The sequence below is a fragment of the Pseudomonas sp. SWRI50 genome (assembly GCF_014269095.1).
In the GTDB taxonomy this organism is placed as follows: Bacteria; Pseudomonadota; Gammaproteobacteria; order Pseudomonadales; family Pseudomonadaceae; genus Aquipseudomonas; species Aquipseudomonas kermanshahensis.
In genome coordinates, this window is record NZ_JABWRW010000005.1 from 108,338 (window position 1) to 133,420 (window position 25,083).

General features: G+C 64.7%; 20 protein-coding genes, 2 pseudogenes and 1 riboswitch. Of the genes and pseudogenes, 3 read left to right on the top strand and 19 right to left on the bottom strand.

From position 1 onward, the window contains the following. Positions 1–64: 64 nt before the first annotated feature. The 3 genes and pseudogenes from gnuR to HU750_RS27535 form a co-directional block, all read left to right on the top strand. Positions 65–1,084 carry a transcriptional regulator GnuR gene (gnuR, locus tag HU750_RS07715; protein ID WP_186678217.1) on the top strand — a complete coding sequence of 340 codons (1,020 nt, stop codon included), beginning with the start codon at positions 65–67 and terminating at the stop codon, positions 1,082–1,084. Between the two features lie 116 nt (positions 1,085–1,200). Next, a pseudogene (locus HU750_RS27530) lies at positions 1,201–1,983 on the top strand (PAS domain-containing protein); the annotation flags it as partial. Positions 1,984–2,094: 111 nt separating this feature from the next. Beyond that, positions 2,095–2,520: pseudogene (locus HU750_RS27535) on the top strand (methyl-accepting chemotaxis protein); the annotation flags it as partial. On the opposite strand, the gene HU750_RS07725 reads toward HU750_RS27535, so the two are convergent. The 19 genes from HU750_RS07725 to HU750_RS07815 all read right to left on the bottom strand — a co-directional run bounded on the left by HU750_RS07725 (position 2,495) and on the right by HU750_RS07815 (position 24,932). Continuing rightward, positions 2,495–5,767: a transporter substrate-binding domain-containing protein gene (locus HU750_RS07725; protein ID WP_186678223.1), complete on the bottom strand. Its 3,273-nt coding sequence runs from the start codon at positions 5,765–5,767 to the stop codon at positions 2,495–2,497. The pseudogene HU750_RS27535 and the gene HU750_RS07725 overlap by 26 nt on opposite strands. An 11-nt stretch (positions 5,768–5,778) precedes the next feature. Then, entirely contained in the window at positions 5,779–6,393 is a 615-nt protein-coding gene (locus HU750_RS07730; RefSeq protein WP_186678225.1) for a response regulator transcription factor, read from the bottom strand. A gap of 222 nt (positions 6,394–6,615) precedes the next feature. Then, entirely contained in the window at positions 6,616–6,858 is a 243-nt protein-coding gene (locus HU750_RS07735) for a DUF1272 domain-containing protein (RefSeq protein ID WP_027593394.1), read from the bottom strand. A 65-nt stretch (positions 6,859–6,923) separates the two neighbouring features. Next, the gene (gene cobM, locus HU750_RS07740) at positions 6,924–7,676 is read right to left on the bottom strand and encodes a precorrin-4 C(11)-methyltransferase (protein WP_186678227.1); all 753 of its coding nucleotides are present in this window, start codon (positions 7,674–7,676) and stop codon (positions 6,924–6,926) included. A 33-nt stretch (positions 7,677–7,709) separates the two neighbouring features. Beyond that, complete coding sequence (locus tag HU750_RS07745) at positions 7,710–8,102, bottom strand: cobalamin biosynthesis protein (protein ID WP_186678550.1); 393 nt, start codon at positions 8,100–8,102, stop codon at positions 7,710–7,712. Positions 8,103–8,119: 17 nt separating this feature from the next. Next, on the bottom strand, positions 8,120–8,812 hold the full coding sequence (locus HU750_RS07750; RefSeq protein ID WP_186678229.1) for a CbtA family protein: 693 nt from the start codon (positions 8,810–8,812) through the stop codon (positions 8,120–8,122). A gap of 9 nt (positions 8,813–8,821) precedes the next feature. After that, positions 8,822–9,007, bottom strand: coding sequence for a CbtB domain-containing protein (locus HU750_RS07755; protein WP_027593390.1), 186 nt, complete (start codon positions 9,005–9,007; stop codon positions 8,822–8,824). A gap of 94 nt (positions 9,008–9,101) precedes the next feature. Beyond that, positions 9,102–9,323: riboswitch (cobalamin riboswitch) on the bottom strand. Between the two features lie 56 nt (positions 9,324–9,379). Beyond that, positions 9,380–11,791: a TonB-dependent receptor plug domain-containing protein gene (locus HU750_RS07760; RefSeq protein WP_186678231.1), complete on the bottom strand. Its 2,412-nt coding sequence runs from the start codon at positions 11,789–11,791 to the stop codon at positions 9,380–9,382. A 33-nt stretch (positions 11,792–11,824) separates the two neighbouring features. Next, entirely contained in the window at positions 11,825–12,319 is a 495-nt protein-coding gene (locus HU750_RS07765) for a RidA family protein (RefSeq protein ID WP_186678233.1), read from the bottom strand. Positions 12,320–12,340: 21 nt separating this feature from the next. Beyond that, on the bottom strand, positions 12,341–13,903 hold the full coding sequence (locus tag HU750_RS07770) for a flavin monoamine oxidase family protein (protein WP_186678247.1): 1,563 nt from the start codon (positions 13,901–13,903) through the stop codon (positions 12,341–12,343). 167 nt (positions 13,904–14,070) lie between these two features. Next, a complete protein-coding gene (locus HU750_RS07775; protein ID WP_027593386.1) occupies positions 14,071–15,171 on the bottom strand; it encodes an LLM class flavin-dependent oxidoreductase in 1,101 nt (366 codons plus the stop codon). A gap of 27 nt (positions 15,172–15,198) precedes the next feature. Continuing rightward, entirely contained in the window at positions 15,199–16,533 is a 1,335-nt protein-coding gene (locus HU750_RS07780) for an LLM class flavin-dependent oxidoreductase (RefSeq protein WP_085272925.1), read from the bottom strand. 281 nt (positions 16,534–16,814) lie between these two features. Next, entirely contained in the window at positions 16,815–18,431 is a 1,617-nt protein-coding gene (locus tag HU750_RS07785; protein ID WP_186678248.1) for a dipeptide ABC transporter ATP-binding protein, read from the bottom strand. After that, positions 18,428–19,318 (bottom strand): ABC transporter permease, encoded by an 891-nt coding sequence (locus HU750_RS07790; RefSeq protein ID WP_186678249.1) that lies wholly within the window; start codon positions 19,316–19,318, stop codon positions 18,428–18,430. Before HU750_RS07790 ends, HU750_RS07785 begins: the two co-directional genes overlap by 4 nt. Before the next feature lie 2 nt (positions 19,319–19,320). Then, complete coding sequence (locus HU750_RS07795) at positions 19,321–20,271, bottom strand: ABC transporter permease (RefSeq protein WP_186678251.1); 951 nt, start codon at positions 20,269–20,271, stop codon at positions 19,321–19,323. After that, a complete protein-coding gene (locus HU750_RS07800; protein WP_186678253.1) occupies positions 20,268–21,893 on the bottom strand; it encodes an ABC transporter substrate-binding protein in 1,626 nt (541 codons plus the stop codon). The genes HU750_RS07795 and HU750_RS07800 overlap by 4 nt, the downstream gene beginning before the upstream one ends. A 145-nt stretch (positions 21,894–22,038) precedes the next feature. Then, positions 22,039–22,833 carry a class II aldolase/adducin family protein gene (locus HU750_RS07805; protein WP_186678255.1) on the bottom strand — a complete coding sequence of 265 codons (795 nt, stop codon included), beginning with the start codon at positions 22,831–22,833 and terminating at the stop codon, positions 22,039–22,041. Between the two features lie 21 nt (positions 22,834–22,854). Next, on the bottom strand, positions 22,855–23,799 hold the full coding sequence (locus HU750_RS07810; protein WP_085272921.1) for a D-isomer specific 2-hydroxyacid dehydrogenase family protein: 945 nt from the start codon (positions 23,797–23,799) through the stop codon (positions 22,855–22,857). Then, positions 23,796–24,932, bottom strand: a complete 1,137-nt coding sequence (locus HU750_RS07815) for an acyl-CoA dehydrogenase family protein (RefSeq protein ID WP_186678258.1) — start codon at positions 24,930–24,932, stop codon at positions 23,796–23,798. Before HU750_RS07815 ends, HU750_RS07810 begins: the two co-directional genes overlap by 4 nt. Positions 24,933–25,083: the final 151 nt, after the last annotated feature.

A 25,083-nucleotide genomic window follows, 5' to 3' on the forward strand; every position in this document is an offset into this window, starting at 1 on the left:
CCTGAGACAGCGCTACCTTAGTGGCCGTTCCCCTCCCTTGGCAAGTAGTAAAATTACAACATCCATGTCACGCACAGGCTCTCGCACCACCGGTCGTCCTACCCTGGCAGAAGTCGCCAGGCTTTCTGGGGTTTCCCCGATCACCGCATCCCGCGCCTTGCGCGGCGTCAGCACAGTTGCCCCGGCGCTGGTGGAAAAGGTTGCCGCTGCTGCGGCCAGCCTGGGCTATGTCGCCAACCCGGCAGCCCGTGCACTGGCTTCGGCGCGCAGCCAGTCGGTGGTGGTACTGATCCCGTCGTTGTCCAACCAGTTGTTCATCGACACCCTCGAAGCCATTCACGAGGTGATGCGCCCGCGAGGGCTTGAGGTGTTGATCGGTAACTATCACTACGACATTGCCGAAGAAGAAAACCTGATCCGCAACTACTTGGCCTACCAGCCTTGCGGCATGCTGCTGACCGGGTTCGAGCGCAGTGACGCCGCGCGGCAGATGCTGGCGGCCAGTGGCGTGCCCTGCGTGCACATGATGGAGCTGGGCGGCGAGGCGGGTGCGTTGTCGGTGGGCTTCTCGCAGCAACAGGCAGGGCGCGCTGCGGCCAGGCACCTGATCGAGCGTGGGCGGCGCCGGCTGGCGTTCATTGCCGCGCAGCTCGACCCACGGGTGATGCAGCGTGCCGAAGGCTTCCGCCAGGCCCTCGCCGAGGCAGGGCTGCAGTCGACGGAGCTGGAAATCCTTGCACCGGAGCCTTCCTCGATCGCGCTGGGCAGTACGTTGTTCAGCCAGCTGATGCAACAGGCGCCGGATGTCGACGGTATCTTCTTCTGCAACGACGACCTGGCCCAGGGTGCGGTCCTGCAGGCACTGCGCCAGGGCGTTGAAGTACCCCGCGAGGTGGCGATGGTCGGCTTCAACGACTTGCCCGCTTCAGCGCACATGGTCCCGCGGCTGACCTCGATTCGCACGCCGCGGGCTGCCGTTGGTCGGGGCGCCGCGCAGGCCCTGCTGGCGTTGCTTGACGGCAAGCGGGTGGCCACCGAGCAGCAAGACCTTGGTTTCGAGTTGATGGTGCGCGAAAGCTCGTGACACGCGGTGCCCGAGTAGCGCCTGGGGTGTTAATTACAAGGTGATATCAATGTGCTTGCACGGCGCAGTTGCCCATCTATGCTCAGGACATCCCGCGCATAAAGGAGCCCGGCGTCATGTTCGATTTCCATCGCAAGTCCGACTTGCTCGAGATTCAGCGTAGTCACCAGGCACTGGCCAGCGCGCAAGCGAAACTGGCGGCAATCAGCCGTTCGATGGCGATGATCGAGTTCGCGCCCGACGGCACCATTCTTGACGCCAACGAGCGTTTCTGCCAGGCCATGGGTTACAGCGTCGAAGAGCTACGCGGCAAGCACCATCGGTTGTTTTGCGACCCGGCCTACGTCAAGACGGCCGAGTATCAGCAGCTTTGGCGTGAATTGGGGCAGGGCAAGGCCATCAGCGGGACCTTCGAGCGCGTCGACAAGGCAGGGCGGGAGGTTTGGCTCGAAGCCAGCTACATGCCGGTGCTGGATGAGCAGCGTCAGGTCACCAGCGTGATCAAGGTGGCGTCGGACATCAGCCAGCGCGTTATGCAGGAGCACGAAAGCGAGAGCCTGCTCAAGGCCATCGGCCGCTCCATGGCGGTGATCGAGTTCACCCCTGCCGGGCGGGTGATCAAGGCCAATCAGAACTTTCTCACCACCATGGGCTACCGCCTGGAAGAGGTGGTCGGGCGCCACCACGGGCTGTTCTGCCTGCCCCAGGAGCGGGAGTCGTCGGCGTACCGTGAGTTCTGGGCCTCGCTCAACCGCGGGGAATACCATTCGCACCGCTTCGAGCGCATCAACAAGCAAGGCCAGACGGTCTTTCTCGAAGCCTCCTACAACCCGATCTTCGACAGCAAGGGCCGGCTGTACAAGGTGGTGAAGTTCGCCCGCGACATCACCAGTCAGGTCTGCACCCAGCAAAGCGCCGCCGATGCCGCCCACGCCAGCTCCATGCAAACCGATGCCTGCGCCCGCAAGGGCACCGAGGTGGTACAGCAGGCGGTGCAGGTAATCGAACAGATTTCCCAGGAACTCAATGACGCCGCACGCAGTATCGATGCAGTCAGCAAGCAGTCGGACGTGATCGGCCAGATCGTGTTGACCATTCGCGGCATCGCCGACCAGACCAACCTGTTGGCGTTGAACGCGGCCATCGAGGCGGCGCGCGCCGGCGAACATGGGCGCGGTTTTGCCGTAGTTGCCGATGAAGTGCGCAACCTGGCGGCGCGTACCAGCAAGGCCACCTTGGAGATCGTCGATGTGGTGCGGCAAAACCATGACCTGTCGCTGTTGGCGGTGGCAAGCATGCAGTCGAGCCTGACGCGTACCGGCCATGGCGTGGCCCTGGCCAACGAGGCCGGCACGGTGATCATGGAAATCCAGCAAGGGTCACGCCACGTGGTCGATGCGATCAGCCAGATCAACTCGACGTTGCAATTGCACTGAGGGCGGCACTGAGTTCGTGTAACAGGGCCTGCATGCTGGCTTGCAGTTGCTGGCGCAGTTCAGCCGTTGGTAGCCCTTGGGCCTGCGCCTGTTCGATGGCTTCGCAGTGCTTGACCAGCGTGCGCATCTTGAGCATTTTTGCCCCACCCTTGATGCGGTGGGCCAAGGCGCGCACGGCGTCGCTACCCGCATCTGGCCCGAGTGCACACAGTGCGGCCAAATCTTCACTGGCGCTTTGTGACAGCTGTTCGAGCAGGTGCCGGGTGAGCTGTTCGTCGTCCTGAGTCAGGTGGCGCAGCTCGCTCAGGTTGAAACCGCTGCCCTGGGCCTGAACAGGCGGTGTGTGCGTGCTGGCCTGGGGCAGGTGGTTTTTCAGGGTTTGCAGGCCAATCGGCTTGAACAGGCATTCGTCCATGCCACTGGCCAGGCAGCGGGCACGTTCCTCGGCCTGCGCGTTGGCGGTGACGCCGAGGATCCTGCAGGCCATCAACCCGCCCTCGTGTTCCAGCTTGCGTAGGCGGCGGGTCAGTTCGTGGCCATCCATGATCGGCATGCTGCAGTCGGTAATCACCAGGTCGAAGCGTGCTGCCTGCCACCGGTCCAGCGCGATTTCGCCGTTTTCAGCCAGGGTGACGCGATGCCCCAATGTGTGCAGTTGCCGCTCTAGCAGCAGCAGGTTGGCGGGGTAGTCGTCGACCACCAGAATGTTCAGCGGCCCGCTGCTGGCTTCCAGCACCGGGGCGCGCTGCTCGGCAGGCGTGGGGGCTTGGCTGGCGGGCAACTGCAGGCAGACTTGCACCTTGCTGCCCACGCCTTCGACGCTGTGCAGGCTCAGCGTGCCGCCCATCAATTCGGCCAGGGTGCGGCTGATCACCAGACCCAGCCCGGCGCCCTGGCGTGCCCGCGGGCCATCGGCCTGGGCGAAGGCATTGAACAGCCGGGCCTGGTCTTCCGGGCTGATCCCAATGCCGGTGTCGCGTACGCAGAGTTCGACCTGCAGGTCGCTATTTCCGTCGGCGGCCGACAGGGTAAGGCTGACGTGCACTTCGCCGCGCTCGGTGAACTTGACGGCGTTGCTGATCAGGTTGGACAGTACTTGCTTGAGCCGCAAAGGGTCTGCCATGACCCAGCCTGGTGCGGTGGGCAGCGTGCTGTGCAGGTGCAAGCCTTTGATCCGCGCATTGCCTTCGAATACCCGCAGCGTATTGCGCACCAGTTCGACCAGGTTGGTCGGCACCGGTTGCAGGGTCATGTGCCCGGACTCGATGCGCGAGATGTCGAGGATGTCGCCGATCAACTCCAGCAGGCCAATGGCCGAGTCGTGGGCAGTCTGCAGGGTCTGGGTATCACAGCGGCCGGCGCGGCTGTCTTCCAGGGCCAGTTCGAGCAGGCCGATCACCGCATTCATCGGTGTGCGGATTTCATGGCTCATGGTGGCCAGGAAGGTGCTCTTGGTCTGGCTGGCCTGTTCGGCATCGTCCTTGGCCTGGCGCAACTGTTCGAGCAGGCCGCGGCTCAAGGCTAGCTGGGCTTGCAGGGCGTGCTGGGCGTCGGTGCGCTGGTGGATGAGTTTGCGCAGGTAGGTGTTCCAGAACACCACCCCGGCCAACAGCAGGGCGGACAGCACCAGCACTTGCAGCGCCAGCGTGCGGTAGTCGCGCCATGGGCTGTCACTGACCAGCGTGCTGGTGCGCCAGCGGTTGATCAGTTGGTCCAGTTCTTCGGGGGGGATGCTCAGCAGCGCCTTGTCGAGTATGGCCTGCAGCTGAGGTTGGTCCGGGGCCACGGCAAATGCCGCGATGGCCGGGCTGTCGTCCAGCACGCTGGCGATACGCAATTGGTCCTTGAACACATGGTTGATGTAGTAGGTGGCGTTGATGTAGTTGCTCAGGGCCACGTCGGCGGTGCCACTGGCCACCGCTTCCATTAGCCCGAGGGGGTTGTCCACTTCGACTACCTTGGCGCGTGGGAAGCGCCGCTGCAGGTCTGCGCGCTGCGGCGAGCCACGTACCAGGGCGACACGCTGGCCATCGAGGGCTTTGGCCTGCGCCGATGAGGTGGCGTCGTTGCGGGTCACCAATACCCTGGGGCTGACCAGGTAAGGGCGGGTGAAGCGCAGTTGTTTGGCACGCTCGGTGCCGTAGCCCAGCGCACCGATCATCTGCGCGTCGCCGCGCGCCAGGCGCTCGATCATCGCCTGCGCCGACTGGCTCTCGATGGGTTTGAAGTGCAGGCCCGTGCGCAGGGAAATTTGCTTGAGCAGCTCCAAGGTGATGCCGTTGGTACGGTGCTGCGTATCGTTGAACGTCAGCGGTGCCAGTGAGGTGTTGACCAGTACCTTGACGGTCGGGTTGTGGGCGATCCAGGCGGCCTCTTCGGCGGTCAAGGCGGTCAGGTGGCGCTCCAGCAGCAGGCTGGTGTTACCGCTGGTCCAGCGGCGCAGGATGGTCAAGCGCTCGCTCTCGGTGATTCGGGCCAAGGCCTTGTCGACCAACCCGCGCAAACGGGGGTTGTCGTCAGCCATGGCAAACGCAAAGGCACCCGGGGCCACCTGGCAGAAATGGTCGATCTTCAAGGTGCCCTGGTAACTCTTGCCAATAAAGAAGTCGGTGCTGATGGCATCGCCCAGGTAGGCGTCGGCCTCACCCAGATCGACCGCGGCAAGGCCAGCCAGGGTCGAGCGGTACAGGCTCAATTGCGCCTTGGGGTACAGCGAGCGCACGGCGCTGGCGGGCAGGTAGTGGTCGACCATGGCCAGGCGCAGGCCGTCGAGGTCGAGGGCATTTTTCAGGGTGCGGCCTTCGCGGGTGACGATGACCGGCAGGTCGTCGGCGTAGGGCGAACTGAGGCCTAATTTAGCATCCGCCGCCTCGAAGGCGTTGGAGCTGCCGAGCAGGTCGATGCGGCCCTCGCGCAAAGCGGCGATGGCTGCGTGGCGGTTGTCGAAGCGTCGCACTTCGACCGGGATCCCTAACTGCTCGGCGATGATGCCTGCATAGTCGGCGCTCAGGCCTTCGTAATCACGCTCGCTGATGTTGATTTCGAACGGCGGGTAGTCAGGCCGCGAGCTGCCCAGTACCAGCTGGCCGCGCTGCTGCAGCCATTGGCGGTCCTGGTCGCTCAGTTGCAAGGGCGGGGCCGCGCTGATCGAGCGCGCTAGCAGTTGCCGAGGTTCGCTGTCGGCGAACAACCCAGGGGAACTGGCCATGCCGATGGCCAACAGGATGCTCGCCAGCAGGCGCGTCATGGCGGCTGGGCTCAGTAAACGCTGTTGCGTTTGGCCAGATCGACCATTTCTACCAACGATTCTGTTTTGAGCTTTTCCATGATGCGGCCCCGGTAGGTGCTGATGGTTTTGGCACTGAGGTTCATGCAGGTGCCTATATTCTTGTTGTTTTCACCGCGAGCCAGGCGCCGCAACACTTCCATTTCGCGGTTGGACAAGCTGGCCAGGCGTGTCGGTTCACTCTCCAGCGAATTGCTGTTGACCGACATCTGCGGGAAGGTCGAATAACCTTTTACCAAGGCCTTGAGCGCGAACAGCAGGGCCTCGTGGTCTTCGTCCTTGGTGACAAAGGCGCCGATGCCTGCATCCAGGCAGCGCCTCACGTACAGGTCGGTCGCCTGCCCGGTCAGCACCATGATCTTGGGCACTGGCTCCAGGCTCTGAAGCCGTTTGATGACCTCCATGCCGTCCAGGCCGGGCAAGCCGATGTCCAGCAGCACCACGTCCGGCCGTAGTTCGCGTGCTGCCTGAGCCACTTCGCTGCCATTGGCAACTTCACCCACGACGTGAAAGCGCTCCCGCTCGAGCAGCAGGCGCAGGGAGAGCCGGACAATAGGGTGGTCGTCGACGATCAGGACGGTAGTCATGAAGAAAACTCCTGTAGGGCTGTGGTCCGCTTCCTGGAACACTCAGGAATACGTCTGCAAGGGGGGTTATCGGAAGCGCTGCAAGATACGGCCATTCCCTACGTTTGGTAATGCCGAGTATAGAGTTGTTGAATAACCCTGTAGGTGTTGTTGAAAAATCCTACAAAAAACAGGGATGGGCACCGCCCGCGTGGCGTGGCGATGCCTATTTGCACAAGGCCTTTAGGCGCAAGCGGTATGAGGTTTGCGCACGCGCTGGGTCGAGGCGGGGTTGTTGGCCAGTGCTTGGCCGACCCGTGGCGGGCGTGCCAGCAACTGGCCGGAGCAGTTGGGGCAGCGGCCGTGCAGGCGGGTGTCGGCACAGGCACGGCAGAAGGTGCATTCGAAGGAGCAGATTAAGGCGTCTGGGCTATCACCCGGCAGGTCAGCGTCGCAGCACTCGCAATTGGGTCGTAATTCCAGCATTGGCGTAGCTCCAGGTGGCAGGGGGAACCTTGAGTCTGCTACGCCAGCGCTAACGCTGGCAATGCTCAGTCGCCAGGGCGAAAGAGGTGCGCGTGCCCGGCACGGTATAAGGCCGACTCGGCGAAAGGCGTGTCACCCAGTACATGGCCGACCAGAATCAGCGCAGTGCGGCGAAAATCCTTAAGTGCCACGCGTTCGACGATATCGTCAAGGGTGCCCCGCACCCAGTCCTGGTCCGGCCAGGTGGCGCGATGGACCACGGCAACCGGGCATTGCGGGCCGTAGTGCGGCAACAGTTCGCTGACAATACGCGGCAAGTTTTTTACGCCCAGGTGGATGGCCAAGGTGCTGCCATGGCGCGCCAGGTCGGCCAATTGCTCGCCGGGCGGCATCGGCGAAGTGTCGCCAAAGCGCGTGAGAATCACCGTTTGCGACACCTGTGGCAGGGTCAGCTCGCAGCCCAGCAGGGCCGCACTGGCGGCAGTGGCGGTGACGCCTGGGATGATCTGGTAGTCGATGCCCAGCTCACGCAGATGGCGGATCTGCTCGCCGATTGCGCCATACAGGCTCGGGTCACCGCTGTGCACGCGGGCCACGTCCTGGCCTTGCGCGTGTGCCGTGCGCATAGCACTGATGATCTGTTCCAGGTGCAGCTCGGCGCTGTTGATCACGGTCACGGCCTGGTGGCCTTCGAGCACAGCCGCGGGTACCAGCGAGCCGGCATAGATGATCACTGGGCACTGGCGGATCAGGCGCTGGCCCTTGACCGTGATCAGTTCCGGGTCGCCGGGGCCGGCGCCGATGAAGTAGACCGTCATGGAAAGTCCTTGCGATGAAAGGGATGCTGCGAATTATCGCCCGCAGGCCAAGGCGAGGGTAGCCGGCCCGAGTACTTGGCGTGCGACCCGCAGCCGGGCCGTGCCGAGGTGCTGGCTGGCCATGGCCAGCGCCGCGCTTTCTGCGACGCCCCAACAACCGCTGTGGGCATGGGCGATGACCGAGCGATGACTGAGCAGGGGTTCGTAGGGCTGAAGTTGCCCGGCATCGTACAGCAGCAAGGGCAGGCCAAGGCGTTTGGCAAGCTGCTGCAGGCCAGGTTCGTCAGCCTTGAGGGCGATGCTGGCGATACCGCGCAGTGCTGACAGCGCCAAGCCATGGTCAGCCAAGGCTTGGCGCAGCAGGTTTTCTAGGGTGTCCGCCGGGCACCCCCGGCGGCAACCAAAGCCGGCGTACAACGCCGGCAGGGTGGTGTCGAAAGCCATCAGGCCTGGCTAGAGCGGCGGTACAGCCACGCGCTGAGCAGGCCCAGGGCCAGCCAGAAGGCGGCGTTGGTCAGCCAGCTGGCGACCTTGAATTGGGCTTCCAGGGCTTCAGGGGCGAGGCTTTGATGCACCTCAGGTTGCGGTGCACCGATGACATGCGGCAGTACCAGCAATACGGCGCCCAGCGCTTTCACCAGCCAGTGGCGGGCAAATACCAACAGGGCCAGGCCCAGTGCGGTAGCGCTTGCGGTGCCGATCCACCAGGCCTGGCGTTGCCCCAGGTCAGCGGCAGCGGTGCCCGGCAGCTCTGGCGGCAGGCCCAGGGTAGGGGCCAGGCAGAACACGGCGAACCCCGCCAGGCCCCACAGGGCGCCGGTGCCCACGCGCTTCGGTTCACGCAGGCTGTACAGGGCGACCAGTATCAGCGCGAAGCCAACCGCCACCACCAGGTTGCCCCCGGTGGTGGACAGCACGCGTTGCCAGCCGTCTTCAGGCGACCAGGCTTCTGCGTTGTGTTCATGGGCAGCGGCCCCTTCAGCGCCGTGTTCGTGATGCTCGGCGACAGGGGCCGCGGATTCGTAAGTTTCTGCTTCAAGGATCAACGGGGCAACCCAGAAGCTTTGCAGCAGGGTCAGCAGCAAGGCCGCAAGCAGCCCGCTGAAGCCCGCAGTACGGGCAATGCGCATGATCATGGGGCGTACTCAGTGGCAGGGGAAGGCGGCGCTGTGGCGGGTGTCGTGCGCCGCGTTGTGCACGGCTTCGATGTGCGAGAAGCCGGCAAAGTACACCAGGCACAGGCCCAGCAGGCTGGCGCCGACGGCGATTACGACACGCTGACTGAGGGTGACGGGGGTGGCAATGCTGTGTTTGGCGCTGGTGACGGGCATGACGCGTTCCTCTGCTTTTTGTGGGCAACGGGAAAGCGCGGCAGCCCCGAACGTGATCCGCCCAGGGGAATGCGACAGCGCCCGCCCACCGCGGGGTGTTCATGAACGTCAGGCCGGTCTCCGGGCTCACGAGGAGGAGCAGGGCTCCTGAAAAGCGCCCCTTCCCATGCCCGATGACGCGGCACAGTGGTCTAGACGCTTCGCTCGCTTACCGTTGCGGGGGCAGCACCGGCTTGGTCGGGCCCTGATCGAGGGCTTGCGACGCACCGGTTTCCCGTTTCACCCCCTGAGGGGCACCTGAACGCGAGGCATTAGGAGACCACGAGGCAGGTTTTCCGTCAATTGCACAGCGGTGTGCGCGTGAAAAGTATTTCAGAAGTTGTAGGTGACGCGCCCGAAGTAGTAACCGCCGGTGAAGCCGTACGGCGAATAAGCCCCGTAGCCCTTGACCATGGTCTTGCTGCTGGGGGCTTGGCGTTCGGGATACACGTCGAACAGGTTGCGCGCGCCGATGGCCAATTCAAGGTCTTTGGTCAATTGGTAGCCAAGGTCAAGGTCGGTGATCCAGCGAGCCTTGTATTCTCGGTCCAGCGAGCGATCGTTGGCGGCATTCACCTCACGCCACGCGCCGTAACGAGTCAGCCCCAGGTTGACGCGATAGCGGTCCCAGCGCCAGTTGGCACCGAGTATCAGCTTGGTGTGCGGCTGAACGTCGGTGAGGAAGTTGCGCGCCTCCCGGTTCATCAGTTCATAGGGCGTGCCCAGGATGTTCACGCTCTGCTTGTAGTCGAGGATCTCAGTGTCGTTCCAGTTGAACGCGGCCGTCCACTTTAGCGAGCCGGCGCCGCCTAGGTCCTGGTCGTAGCTGCCCACCACGTCCAGCCCCTTGGTGCGGGTGTCGGCGCCGTTGGTGAAATAGCGGCCGCCAGAGGTCGAGTCGATGCCGCTGGCTAGCAGGGTATCCGTCACCTCTGGGCCGAGCAGGGTGCCGGTCAGGGTGATTCGGTCGCGCACGTTGATCAGGTAGGCATCGGCGGTGAACGCCAGCCGCTCGCTGGGCTGCCAGGTCAGGCCGAGGCTGTAGTTGGTCGATTTTTCCGGTTTGAGCGCTTCGGCCCCCAGCGCCTGAGCCGCTGCGCTGTCCACGGGTAGCACGCCGTAGTTGATCGACTGATATACCCCGTTCACCACACCGTAGGTAGTCGAGCGGGCACTGAACAGGCTGTTGGCCAAGGAAGGCGCACGGAAACCGTTGCTGACCGTGGCCCGCAGGGCCAGTTCGGGGGTGAATTCGTAGCGCGTGGTCAGCTTGCCACTGCGGGTGGCGCCGATGCCGCGGTCGTAGTGTTCGTAGCGCACGGCGGCGCCCCAGTACCACTGCGGCAGTGGGTGGAAGCCAACGTCCAGGTAGCCTGCATAGCTGTTGCGGCTGGCGCTGGTGGCCTCGGCTGGGGAGATACCATTGGTGACCTGCGCGCCGGAGGCCGCGCAGTTGCCGGGGCTGGCGCAATAACCGCCATCGGCCCAGCTGGCCCAGTCGCCAGCCTTGACCTGGTAGGTGTCGCGGCGCTGCTCCAGCCCCCAGGACACGTCCAGGGGCTTGCCGAGACCGATGTCGAAGGTGCGGTGCAAGTCGAGGTTGCTGGTCAGTTGCGAGGCGATCCACGTACCCGATTCGAAATGGTTCGGCGTGGCTTCGCCCAAGGACGGGTTCTGGTTGTTCCAGGTGCCTTGTTCGGCCTCGTTTCGGCCATAGGTGCTGGACAAGTCCCAGTCCCACTCGCCGACCAGGCCCTTGGCGCCGAGGGCGGCCTGGTAGTCGTGTTCTTCGATGTACCAGGTGGGCGTATAGCCGGCCGGGTAGCCATTAGGGCCGGTGGTAATGGTGTTGACGATGGTCGGCAGGCGGAAGTTCTGGCCTTGCTCGGCCTTACGGTAGGACCAGGTGCTGAACGAGTACAGGCTGAGTTCGTCGTTGACCGGCAGTTCTGCGTTATAGCCCAAGGTCAGCAGGTTGATCTTGGGGGTACCGTAGCCGCCGTAGGTGACCTTGCCAGCACGGTCGAACGCTTCGGCCTGGCTGTAGCCATTGGCGCTGGCCTTGTTGTCGTCGTTCTGGCTGCGCGCATCCAGGGCAAGTTGCAAGATGCCGTCGCGGCCGAGTTCGAAGCCCTTGTTCAGGCTTTGTTGAACGGTTTGCTTCTTGCCGTCGTAGCCTTGCCCAGCGGTGGTCACTGCTGTACCGCTGGCATCGGCTTTGAGGATCACGTTGATCACTCCGGCAATGGCGTCCGAGCCATACTGGGCGGCGGCTCCGTCACGCAGCACTTCAACGTGATCGATTGCACTGATCGGAATCAGATCGAGGTCGCTGGGTGCGGCGCCGGCATTGATGCCGCTGATATTCAAGGTGGCACTGGTGTGGCGGCGCTTGCCGTTGACCAACACCAGCACCTGGGCCGCATTGAGCCCACGCAAGCTCGGTGCGCGGGCCATGCCGCTGGCGTCCCAGCCGGTCTTTTCCGGCAGGGTCAGCGACGGCACGCTGGCATTCAGGGCTTCCATCAGGCCGGGCTTGCCGGTCTCTTGCAATTGCTTGGCGCTGATCACGTCGATGGGCACGGGGCTGGAGGTGACGGTGCGTTTTTCCGCACTGCGGTTGCCGGTGACGATCACCGTGCCCAATGCCGAGGCGGCGGGTTCGCTGGCGAGGGCGGTGGCGCTGTTGAGCCCTGCGAGCAGGGCAACGGGGAGCAGCGAGGCGGTGGTCAAAGGTTGCTTCATGCACAAAACTCCTTAACTGACGGCATGGCGCACTCAGGGCGCCTTGGCCGCGATCGCTTCGATTTCCACCAGGGCACCAGGCAATGGCAGGGCCACGACCTGGATCGCGGTTCGGGTTGGTTTGCGCGGCTGCTCGGCAGTGGCGAAAAACTCGGTGTACGCCGCCTGCAGGCCATCGAAGTCAAGGTGGCCGCCTTTGTCGGGGTCGCCCACCAGAAACACCCGCAGTTGCACGATGTCGCCCAGGTCCAGCGCTTGGCTGCGCAGGGCCGTGCGTAGCTTGTTGAGTACCGAGCGTGTCTGGGTCTCGGTATTGCCGAAGGCGGCACTGCTGCCCTTGGTCGCGTTCGGGTCGGCGATGTCCGGCAGGGTGCCACTGACGAATGTCAGGTGGCTGCCAGCGGGCACGGTCACCAGTTGCGAGATGGGGAAGCTCGAGCCTAGCGGGTCGATGCGTTTGATGCCTTCGGCCTTGGCGTTGAGGGTCAGGGCCATGAGTACTCCGGCTAGCAGAAGAAGACGTGGCATGGTCTGGGTTCCTTGTGTGGTTCAGGCCGCAACGCCGTGAGAGGTTTGGCTGGCGTGATGGGCGATGAGGCCGACCACACGCCGCGCCGATTCGGCGGCGCTGTTCTGCCAGATGCCAACGCCGCCATGGGCCAGGGCATCACTGGCGAGCCAGGTGCGGCCTTGCGGTTGGTTGAGGATGTCGTAACCGGGCTGGGCGACTTCGTCGTGGACGATCCACGGGCTTTCGCTGAACGGGATCTTCGACCAGTTCACCGCCAGCGGACGCCTGAGTTTGTGGCTGTGGCCAGGGTGCAGTGACTCGACTGCCTGGCGCGAGGAGGCGATCTGCGCCTGCAAGCCTTTGCCGGCGAACTGTTGCGCGACCTCGCCCGTGTTGTAGGTGGCGACCAGTACGCCCTGTTCGCTGTTAAGCCGGTCGCTGGGGTACCACAGGGTGCGAGCCTCGTGGTTGATGTAGGAGAGGCCGCCGTAAATCTGGAAGTCAGTCTCCCAGAACCGCGGCGATTGCCAGGCCACCTTGTTGGCCTTGTCACCCTCGGCCAGGCCGATGGCCTTGCGGAAGTCGGCGCTGAAGTTGGTGTCCAGACGCGCGAGCAGCGGCAAGGGCAGGGTGACGATCGCGTAGTCGGCAGTTTCGACGTGTTGCCGGCCGTTCTTGCGGTCGCGCCAAACCACACGGCTGCCTTGCTCGCCGGTCTGCACGCTAAGTACTTCGGCGCCCAGTTGCACGCTGTCCTTGACCTGGCGATAGAACGCCTTGGGGATCTGGTCCATGCCACCGACCGGCTGGAACATGGTGGAAGAGAATTCGGGGATTTCGTCGAACACCAGGGGCAACAGCAGGTTGCTGTCCAACAGTTGCTCCAGGGGCAGCGGCTGGCGCTGTATGGGCGTCTGGTCGCCGGCACCGGCGAAGCGGGTGTAGCCCGAGCGTACCGAGCCCCGGTACTGCTGCTGGGGGTCCAGGTCGCCATAGACCTTCAGAAAGTCCAGCAGTGCCTTGCGCTGAGGGGCGCTGAGGTCCTGGTCGAGGCTGTTGCGGCTGACACTGCGGGCCAGCAGCTCGCTGAAGTGGCCGCGGGTGTCGTTGACGGCCTGGCGCAACAGCAGCGGTGGTCGGTTGAGGTCTGGTTGGGCGAGTGCGTTGCGGCTGCTGTTGACCAGCACCTGCAGTTCGACGCCCAGTTCGCGGCAATAGCCGAGGATGGTCAGGTGGTGGCTGGGCAGGCGTGCAGCACCGGCGTTGAAGAACAGGCCCGTGTCGAATTCAACGGTTTGGCGGGAACCGTCGTTGTGCTCGATCGAGTCGCCTTTACGCAGCGTCCATACCCGGCCACCGACGCGCTCGCGGGCCTCCAGGACTTTCACGTTGAAACCGGCCTTGCGCAGCTCATAGGCCGATACCAGGCCGGAAATACCGGCGCCGACAATGACCACGGTTTTGCCATTACCGCCGTTGGTGGCCAGTTGCAGGGGCTGGAAGGTGCTAGCGAGGGCGTTTTGCCCGAGCATACCCAGGGTTGCCGAATAGCCGCCGAGGGCGGCGAGGCGGGTGATCAGGTCTCTGCGGGACAATCCCATGTCACGGTCTCCGAAAGGGCGATTCGGATGTGTGCAGCAGGTCAGTCGGGCCCATGACGCAGCCCGACGGTTGGCACAAATCCATTTGTGGTGCATGTCTGAGGTGTTGCAGGGCCGGTGAGATCGGCGACGCTCGGTCTCACCGGCATTAGAGGCATCAAGGTGGACTAAGCCGTCCGCGCGCTACGCCCAGCCTCCCGCTGCGCCACCAACCCGCGAATCCGCGGAATCAGTTCCTGGCCATACTCCACCGCATCGCGCAACTGATCGAACCCGCGGAACAGGAAGGTGCTAACCCCCAGTTCGTAGTACGCCAGCGCGGCCTCAGCCACCTGGTCCGCCGTCCCTACCAGCGACGTCGAGTTGCCCGCACCGCCGCCCAACGCGGCAATCTCGGTCCACAGCCGGGTGTCATGCACCTTGCGCTGGCTGGCCAACTGCACCAGGCGCTCTGAGCCGGCGTTGCTCTTGCCGAAGTTCTTTTCGCGGCGGTTGCCCTGGCGGATGCCGATGCGCGTCTGGGCATCGGCCAGAATGCGCTCGGCACGGTCCCAGGCTTGCTCCTCGGTAGCCCCCAGGATCGGCCGCAGCGACAGGCTGAAGCGGATGTGCTTTTCACGCCCATAACGGGCTGCAGCCTTGCGCACCTTGGCAATACGCTCGCGCACCTGCTCCAGCGGTTCGCCCCACATCATGTACACATCGGCATGCTTGGCGGCCACTTCGACGGCTGCATCCGAAGCACCGGAGAAGTAGATGGGCAGCTGCTGCACGGGCTTGACCAGGGTCAGGTTGTCTTCGACCCGGTAGTGCGTGCCGTTATGGTCGAACGGTTCGGTGCGGGTCCAGGTGTCGCGCAGCACCTGCAGGTACTCGTCGGTACGGGCATAGCGGGCGTCCTTGTCGAGGAAGTCGCCGTCGCGCTGCAGGTCGCCGCTGTCGCCGCCGGTGATGACGTTGATCGAGGCGCGACCACGGCTCAACTGGTCAAGGGTGGCGAACTGGCGAGCGGCGAAGGTAGGGGCCTGAAAGCCCGGGCGGTGCGCGACCAGCAGGCCGATGCGCTCGGTCAATGCGGCGACGTAGCTGGCCAGGATCAGCGAGTCGGGTGCGCTGGTGTTGACCGCCAGCAGCGCCTTGTCGAAGCCGCCGTACTCCTGGGCCTGGGAAAATGCCTTGATGAAGTCAAGGTCGACCAGCGGGCCACGTGGTGCCTGTGATTCGCTACCTTCCTGGGGGCCGATGAGGCCAATGAATTCGAGGCTCATGGAACAGAACTCCTTGTTGGGGTGGGCTCAGGCAACGGCCGGCTGGGTGCGGCGCTGGGTGTTGCGGTTTTCCGGCACGCTGAGGCCAAAGTTGTCACGCAGGGTGGTGCCGGTGTACGCGCTGCGCACCAGGCCACGGGCCTGCAGCAGCGGCACCACCTGCTCGGTGAAGGACTGCAGGCCGTCGGGGAGCAGCGCGTTGATGATGAAACCGTCGGCGGCGCCCTGTTCGAACCAGTGCTGCAGGGCATCGGCTACCTGTGCCGGGGTGCCGACGAAGTCGCGGCGGGGGCGCGAGAAGCGCAGCGCCAATTCGCGAAGGGTCAGGCCTTCGTCGCGGGCCAGTTGTTTGAGCTGGTCCGAGGTGCCCTTGTGGCTGTCGTTGCCTAAAGTGCCGAGGTCGGGGAAGGGCGCGTCCAGGTCATGCTGGCTGAAGTCGTAGTCGTTGAACGGGCGGCCAAGGGCAACCAGTGCGTCCTCGATGCTTACCAGGTCCACGGCCTGCTGGTAGCGCTGCTCGACTTCCTCGGCGTCACGGCCAACGATAGGGCGGATGCCGGGCAGGATGAACAGCGCGTCGGGGTTGCGACCATGGCGTGAGGCGCGTTGCTTGAGGTCTTGGTAATAGGCATGGGCGTCGTCGAACGACTCGGGGCTGACGAAGAGGGCGTCGGCGTTCTGTGCCGCGAAATTGCGACCTTCTTCTGACACGCCCGCCTGGAAGATCAGCGGTTGCCCCTGCGGTGAACGTTGGATGTTCAGCGGGCCCTTGACCTTGAAGAACTCGCCCTGGTGGCCCAAGGTGTGCAGCTTGGCCGGGTCGAAGAACTGCCCGCTTTGTTTGTCACGGGTGAAGGCATCGTCTTCCCACGAGTCCCATAACCCCTTGACCACATCCACGTGTTCGCGAGCGATTCTGTAGCGCACAGCATGGGGCGGGTGTTCGGCCTTGCCGAAATTGTCGGCGGTGCCCGAAAGCCACGAAGTGACTACGTTCCAGCCGGCGCGCCCGCCGCTGATCAGGTCCAGCGAGGCGAACTGGCGCGCTACCTGGAACGGCTCGGTGTAGCTGACGGTGACCGTGGCCACCAGGCCGATGTGCTCGGTCACCGCAGCCAACGCCGAGAGGATGGTCAGCGGCTCGAAACGGTTGAGGTAGTGAGGGCTGGAGCGGGCGTGGATGTGCAGGCTGTCGGCGATGAAGGCGAAGTCGAACTTCGCTGCCTCGGCCAACTTCGCCTGCTGTTTGTAGAAACCAAAATTGACGCTGGCATCGGCAAGCGCCTGAGGGTGGCGCCATTCGCCCCAGCCGTGGCCGACGCCATGGATCATGGCGCCCAGGCGGATCTGTCGTTTGCTCATGGGAATACCTGTGGGTTGTGCTGCAAATGGAATCGATACCGCCATGCGTCACCGCGCGCGGGGGCGCCGGTGAAGCAGGGTGGGAGATAGGGAAGGGTCATGCGTGCAAGGCTCCTGGCGTGGTCGTGGTGGACGGCCTCCGCCAGGAATGGGGTCGGTCTGGAGTGACCTTAGCGGGTATGGGGTGAGGTTGTGAAAGGCTTTGTGGTTCTATGCTAATTATGTTTTTTAGTTATTTATTGATATTCCATAAATGCAAATAAATAATATTGAGTCATGACTTATGCGGCGGCTCTGTGCCCAGGGATGGCCGCGATCAGTTCACGGGTATAGTCACTCGTTGGCCGATCGAACACCGCGTCTACCGTACCTTGCTCCACCACCTGCCCTTGGCGCAGCACCAGTACGTGGTCCGCCATGCTCGCCACCACTGCCAGGTCATGGGACACCAGCACATAGGCGATCCCCAGTTCGCGTTGCAATTCATCCAGCAGCGCCAGGATCTGCGCCTGCACCGAGACATCCAGTGCACTGACCGGCTCGTCGAGCAACAGCAGCTCGGGTTGCAGGGCCAATGCCCGGGCAATGGCCACGCGCTGGCGCTGGCCACCGGACAGCTCGCGGGGCAGGCGGTCCAGGTAGCTGACGGGCAGGTGCACGCGTTCGATCAGCTCACGGGCCGCCTGTTCCAGCGCGGGGCCTTTGAGCAGGCCGAACGACACCAGGGGCTCGACGATGCTGTCGAACACCGTGAAACGGGGGTCAAGGGCCGCGAACGGGTTTTGCTGGACCAGCTGCATGCGCCGGCGCAAGGGCCGAAACGCCCGCCAGCCAAGGCCGGTAACGTCTACCTGGTCGAACAGAATGCGGCCTTGGCTGGGCGCCTCCAGGCCAAGCGCGATGCGCAGGGTGGTGCTCTTGCCAGAGCCGGACTCGCCGACGATGGCCAGGGTCTGGCCTGGGTGCACCTGCAGGCTGAGGCCCTGCAGGGCGACGAAGCGGTTGTCCTGGCCCTTTGTCTTCGGCAACCCGAATGTCTTGCCGATACCCTCTAGGCTCAGGATCGGTTGCGTACCTGGCGTCAACGGCCGTGGTCGGCGGCGATGGCTAAAGGCGGGCGCTGCAGCAAGCAAGTCACGCGTATAGGGGTGCTGTGGTGCCTGGACCACCAGGCGAGGCGGGCCTTGCTCGACCAGCTCACCCTGTTTCATCACCAGCAAGCGGTCGGCGCGGTCGGTGGCCACGCCCAGGTCATGGGTGATGATCAGCAGCGAGATGCCCCGTTCGGCAACCAGCCGTTGCAAGTGATCGAGGATCTTGCGTTGCACCGTCACGTCCAGTGCGCTGGTGGGTTCGTCGGCGATGATCAGGCGTGGGTTGCCGGCCAGGGCTATGGCGATCAGTACCCGTTGGCGCATGCCGCCCGACAGTTCGTGCGGGTATTGGCGGGCGCGCAGGGCCGGCTGGTCCAGGCCGACCTGGCCCAGCAGCGCCAGCACATCGGCGTCGAGGCTGCGGTAGCGGCGGCCGTGGGCCAGGGCCAGTGCTTCGCCGATCTGCTGGCCAACGCGCAGTGTCGGGTTGAGGCTGACCATCGGGTCCTGGGGTACCAGGCCGAGGGTACGGCCGCGCAGGTGGCGCTTCTGCCGTTCGCTGGCGTGCGCCACGTCGATGCCATCGACCCACAGTTGGCCGCCATCGACTCGGGCAGTGCCCGGCAGCAAGCCAAGCAGCGCGTTGGCCAAGGTCGACTTGCCCGAACCGGACTCACCGACGATGGCCACGGTCTCGCCCTGGGCCATGGAGAACGACAGGTGTTTGACTGCCTGGGTGGTATGGCCGCCAGCGTGGTAGCTGACGCTGAGGTCGCGCACGGCGATCAGGGGGTGTTGGCTCATCGATGGTGCTCCTCGAAGGTACGGGCGAGATGGTTTAGGCTGAACACCACGGCGACCACGAACAGGCCCGGTAGCAGCGACACCCACGGGGCAGTGATCAGAAAGTGGCGGCCGTTGGCGATCAGCGTGCCCCATTCTGCTGCCGGGGGCGCCGCGCCAAAGCCGAGGAAGCTCAGGCCGGCGGTGGCCAGGATCGCGGCGCCGAAGTCCAACGTGGCAAGCACCGCGACCGGCCCCCAGGCGTTGGGCAGGATGTGCCGCAGCAAGGTGCGGCACCAACTGGCGCCCCCCAGGCGCGCGGCTTCGACATAGGGTAAGGTCTTGACCCGCAGCACCTCGGCGCGGGTGGTGCGGGCAAAGCCCGGGATGATGCCCACGCCGACGGCGATCGCCACAGGCACCGTACCGAAGCCGATGGCGGTGACAATCGCCAGAGCCAGCAGCAGACCAGGCAGGGCCAGCAGCACATCGATCACACGCATCAGCGCCGCGTCGACTCGCCCTCCGGCAAACCCCGCCAATACCCCCAAACCAAGGCCACCGGCCAGGGCGATGCCCACCGCCAGCAGTGCCGCTTGCACTGACAGGCTGGCGCCGTACACCACGCGTGTATACAAGTCGCGGCCCAGTTCGTCGGTACCGAACCAGTGCGCGGCACCGGGCGCGGTCAGCTTGGCCGCAGGCGAGGTGGCATAGGGGTCGAAGTGGGTCAGCCACTGCGGCACCACGGCGGCGGCCAGCGCAAACAGCACCACCAGCAGCGCCAGGGCGAAACCAGGGCGCGATAACAAAGGTGCCACTGCCTGGCCCAAGCGCTGCACGCGGGTGCGGCGCTTCCAGGGGGTGGCGGGTGCGGCGGCACGGAACGGGCGGGTATCGGTGGTCATGGTCAGGTCACCTTCGTGGCATGCGTGATGCGGGGGTCAAGGTAGGGGTAGAGCAGGTCGACGATCAGGTTAACCATCACGAAGGCCGCCGCCGATACCGCGACGATCGCCAGCACCACCGGGATGTCCTGGCGCAACACCGCTTCCTGGGCCAGCCGACCGACCCCGTTGCGCGAGAAGATGGTCTCAACCAGCACGGCGCCGGACACGGTATTGCCCACTTGCAAGCCCACCAGGGTAAGAATCGGCAGGGCCGCGTTGCGCAGCGCGTGCCGGGCCTGCACCTGGGCGCGGCTCAGCCCCTTGGCGAACGCCGTGGCGATGTAGGGCTCGTGCCACACGCCTTGGAAACCGCGTTGCAGCACCTGGGCATAGACTGCGGCGCTGGGGATGGCCAGGGTCACGGCTGGCAGCACCAGGCTGGCGAAGCCTTGGCTGCCGGTGGCCGGGAACCAGCCCAGGCCGAAGGCGAAGACCTGAATCAGCAGCAGCCCCATCCAGAACACCGGCACCGAGAACCCCAGTGAAGGCACGCGCGACAGCGCCACCTTCAGCGGCCGCCATTGCAGGTACGCGGTGAGGTAGGCCAGGCCGATACCGGACAGCAACGACAGCACGATGGCCAAGCCGGCCAGTGACAAGGTCTGCGGCAGGCGCTCGGCCAGTAGCTCGGTCACCGGCCTGTTCAGCGACAGCGAACGGCCCAGGTCGCCTTGCAGCGCGCGCCACAGCAAGTCGAAGTACTGCTCGAAAATCCCCTGGTCCAGCCCGTAGTAGGCGCGCGCCTTGGCCAGGTCTTCAGGTGACAGGCCGTCGGCCTCCATGCCCGAGGCGCTGAGCATGATCGCCAAGGTGTCCCCTGGCAGCAGGTAGAGGATGAAGTAGGTAATGGTGTAGGCCCCCCACAGCACCAGCAGCGCCTGGCCGATGCGCCCGATCAGGTAGCGGTTCATGGCTGGGCGACCTGGATATCGCTGAGGAACGCAAAGCCCTCGGCGGTCCAGCGGAAGTCCTTGACCCTGGGCGCGGTGGCGGCCTGCCAGACACGCTCGTATAACGGGAACGCCGAGGCCTGGTCGATGAGCAGGTCCTGCAGTTGGCCGTAGGCCTGGGCACGCTGAGCGTCGTGGGTGGCGGTAATGCCATCGTCGAATAGCGCCTGGGCCTGGGTCAGGGTCTGGGGCTCATAGGTATTGGTGGCGAGGGTGGCACTGTTGGCGGCGCGCGGGTCGAGGATGGTCTGGAGGATGATCGGGTCGGCGCGGGTCATGTAGGTGGAGGTGAGGTCGTAGTTACCCGACGCATTGCCTGCGACCCATTCGGCGCGGGTCAGTACATTGAGCTTGAGGTCGATGCCCACCTTGCGCAGTTGGTCCTGGATCAGCACGTCGCCAGCGCTTTCGGCCGGCGTTAGGTTGTAGCGCAAGGTCAGGCGCTTGCCATCCTTGTGCCGATAGCCATCATCGCCCTTGCTCCAGCCGGCGGCGTCGAGCAAGCGCTCTGCGCCTTGTGGGTCGTAGGCGAGCTTGTCGGCCTGGGCCTTGAAATACGGGGTGGTGATGTCATAAACCCCGGACACCACCGGGAACTCGGCGTTGTAGACGGTGTGGGCGTAGCTGGTACGGTCGATGGCTTTCTGCAAGGCCAGGCGTACCTGGCGATCACCCAGCAACCGGTCGTTGCGGGTGTTGGGGTAAAGGTTCAGCGCCGGGCCTGGCAGCGAGCGGCTCTGAATGGTCGCACCCTTGGCCTGGAACAGCTTCAGGTCGACTTCGGAGAAGGGGTTGCGCGGCCAGAGGATGTCGGCCTTGCCCTGCAGGAACAGGCCGTTGCGCACGCTTTCTTCGGGGATATAGCTGATGTCCACGGCATCCAAGTGGGCCGCGCCGGGGTTTTTCACGTTGGCCGAGGCCCAGGCGTAGTCAGGGCGTTTCACCAGGCGTGCGCCGACTTCCGGGGTGTAGTGCTCAAGTACGAATGGGCCAGTGCCGATGATCTTGCCCAGCGAACGCTCTTGGGCGCTGAGCGCGTAGGACGCGGGCGCCAGGATGGCCAGGTTGGTGGTCGAGGTGGCTTGCAGGAACCCGGCATTGGGGCGGGCGAGCACCAGGCGCACGGTGAAGTCGTCGACCACGTCGGCGTGGTCGTAGCCCGCGAGGTAGGTCGCGCCGAAGGTGGCGGGCAACTGCGTGGCGAAGGCTTTGTTGGTGTCGAAGGCCGTCTTCACGGCGTGGGCGTCGAAGCGCTCGCCGTTACTGAAGCTGACGTCCTGGCGCAGGTGGAAGGTGTAGGTGAGGGCGTCATCGCTGACCTCCCAGCTTTTTGCCAGCCAGGGGATGATGCGGCCGCTATCCGGGTCCTGGTCGGTGAGGGACTCGGCGACATTGCGCAGCAGCACACGGTGTTCGAGCCAATAGACCTGGAAGGGGTCGACGCTGACCAGGGTGGTGTTGTCGCCCCAGAAAGCGATGTTGAGGGTTTTGCTGGTGTCCTCGGTGGCGGGGGAGCAGCCGGTGAGGGTCAGCACCAGGGCGCAGGCGCTAAGCAAGTGGCGGGCACGGGGGAGTGGCGGCATGGGGCGTTCCTTCTGATGTAATTGGGTTGCCGGGGCTGGCCTCTTCGCGGGCAAGCCCGCTCCTACAGGTACCGCGGTGTACCTGATGGATGTGGGAGCGGGCTTGCCCGCGAAGAGGCCAGCCCAAGCAGCAGCGGTCTGCCAGTCAGTCCTGGTAGTCACGCCCCTCACGGTCCAATTGGCGGATCAGCGCATCCCAATGGCGCTGAATCCCTTCGCCAAGCCCGTCGGAAAACCGTTTGGACTGCTCGTGCACCTTGGCAATCGCCGCCGGTGCCGCATGCAGCAGTTGGTCATTGCCGCCGGCCTGCGCTGCCACCTGGATGTTGCACGCCCGCTCCAGCCCATGCAGCTCGCGGAACGCATGCTCGACACTGACCCCGCCGGTCAGCAGGCCGTGGTTGCGCAGGATCAGGATGTTGCTGTCACCCAGGTTGGCAACCAGGCGCTGTTGCTCGTCCAGGTCCAGGGCGACGCCTTCGTAGTCGTGGTAAACCACCCGGCTGTAGTAGGCCAGCGCATGCTGGGAGATCGGTAGCAGGCCATCCCGCTGGGCGGACACGGCGGCGCCGTCGCGGGTGTGGGTGTGCAGCACCGCCTTGAGGTCGTGCCGCGCGCGGTGAATGGCGCTGTGGATGACGTAACCGGCCTGGTTGATGCCTAGACCAAGTGGGTCGTCGATGATCGTGCCGTCGACATCTACCTTGACCAGGTTGGAGGCGGTAATTTCATCGAACAGCAAGCCAAAGGCGTTGATCAGGAAGTGCTCGTCTGGCCCGGGCACCCGCGCCGAAAAGTGCGTGTAGATGTGGTCGGTCCAGCGGAACAATGCCGCCAGGCGATAGGCGGCCGCCAGTTTTACCCGCACCTCCCATTCCTCGGCACTGACCCGCTGGCGAACGGTGTTTGCTTGTGGGGATACGACAGACAATGAACTCATGGTGTGCTCCAGAAGAGAAGGTCAGTAGCCACGCTGGATATCGACCAGGTTGCGCAGCGGCGCCTGCTCGCGATAGCGGGCGAAGTTGTCGAGGAAGGCGTCGAGCAGCGCGGGGTAGCCGTCCTCGGAAATCGCCGACGTGTGCGGCGACAGGAATACGCGGGGGTGGTGGTACAGCGGGTGGCCCGCCGGCAACGGTTCCGGGTCGGTGACATCGAGGCTGGCGCGGCCGATCAGCCCGCTGTCGAGTGCTTCGAGCAAGGCCTGTTGGTCCAGTAGGGCGCCGCGGGCGATGTTGATCAGGTGCAGGCCGGGCTTGGCCTGGGCCAGCACCTGGCGGTCGATCAGGCCACGTGTGGCTGGGGTCAGCGGTGCGGCGATGACCAGGTGATCGCTGCCTGCGAACAGGTGCTGCAGGCGCTCGACGCGCTCGACACCGGGCACTTCGGCAATCGGCTGCCCAGGGCGGTTCAGTGCCAGCACGCGCATGCCGAGCGCGGTGGCCTTGCGCGCCAGGCTCTGGCCAATGCTGCCGAAGCCGAAGATGCCCAACGTGCGGCCGCGCAACGGCGCCAAGGGCGTCAGGCGCCAGTCGGCGTCCTTCACCCACAGCCCCGGCAGTTGCTTGGCGGCGGCAAACACCAGGGCCAGGGCAAACTCTGCGACCTGCTCGGCGTTGGCGCCCTTGCCGCTGGTCACCGGCGGCCCCTGGAATACCCAGTCGGGGTAGAAGTCGATGCCCGACGACACCACCTGCACCCAGCGCAGCGACCAGGGCCAGCCTGGCGGCGGGGTATCTACGCGGTTACCGCGAATATTGATCGGGCGCACGATGAACACATCGGCAGGCACATCCACGTGCAACTGGCCGGGGGCGAGGTCGATGACTTCGTGGTCGGGCAGGTGTTCGCGCAGGTAGTGGTTGGCCTGAGGGTCAAGCTGGCTGGCAATGATCGAGTGGCTCATGCTGCCACCTCCGCCAGTGCGCTGCGCCCAACCTGGGCCAGCACCACATCGTCCTGGGGCGTGTGGATGCGGCTGCACAGCACGTCACGGTAGTGCCGCTCCAGCGGGTTGCGGCGGGACAGGCCAGGGTTGCCGGCAGCCTCGATGGCCAGCTCGACCGCCTGGATGGCGTTGCGACTGACCAGGTGTTTGATCTGCCCGGCATGGCGCGGGTCAATGTGCCCGGCGACGGCCGAGTCCAGCAGGCTGCGGTTGGCGAACAGCAGGGTATCGATGCGCCCGACTACCTCCTGGAAGCGCGGCAGGCTCGCCAGCGACGCACCCAGGTTGGAGGGGGCGCGGTCGTTGAGAAACTGCAGCAGCCAGTCACGCGCGGCCTGGGCGACGCCGTCGTAAAGTGCCGGCAGCAGCACCGACATCCACAGCAGGCCGGTGCCCTCGAGTTCGGGCTGCGGCGCGCTGGCAGGGCTGACACTGACGGCGTGGTCCAGCGGGATCAGCACGTCGTCAAAGCGCACCTCGTGGCTGCAGGTGGCGCGCATGCCCAGGTGGTCCCAGTCTTCGACGATGCTGATGCCGGGCGTGTCCTTGTGCACCAGAAAACCACCGACCAGCGGGTCTTTATCGTCGCTGCGCGCCCACACCAGGTACCAGGTCAGGCCGTAGCTGCCGGTGGAGTAGATTTTGCGCCCAGACAGCCGCCAGCCTTCAGCGGTGCGCCGCGCGACGGTGGCCGGCAGGCCGCCACGGGCCGGCGTGCCCAGTTCGGGTTCGACACGAAAAGCATTGATCAGCGCACCGTTGGCCACCGCGTCACGGGCGACCTGCAAGCGCAAGTGCTCGGGCCAGCGGGCTTCGTCCTGCAGGCGAAAGTGCTGCAGGTACTGCATGACCAGGATCAGCGCCGTGGAGGGGTCGCCCTTGCCAACGGCGGCAACCACCTGGCGCGCAGTGGCCAGGTCGGCCCCGCCGCCACCCAGGGCGCGGGGCACGGTCAGGCTGAGCAGGCCGTGGCGGTGAAGCAAGCTGAAGTTGTCGGCGGGGAACTGACCGCTGCGGTCATAGCGCTCGGCGTTGGCAGCAAGGGCCTGGGTCAGCTCGGCAAGAGCAGCGGTGGATGGGGGGTGACTCATGGAGTATTCATCCCTGGAACACGGTGGGTTTCTAAGACCGTATTCGTCTGGATGAGCGCTGTAAAAGTCTTTTTAGTTCTATGCTAATTATTTGTTTGTAGAATTTAAATAATCTCTACTATGCAAATATTTTATTATGTGTGGTCTCCTG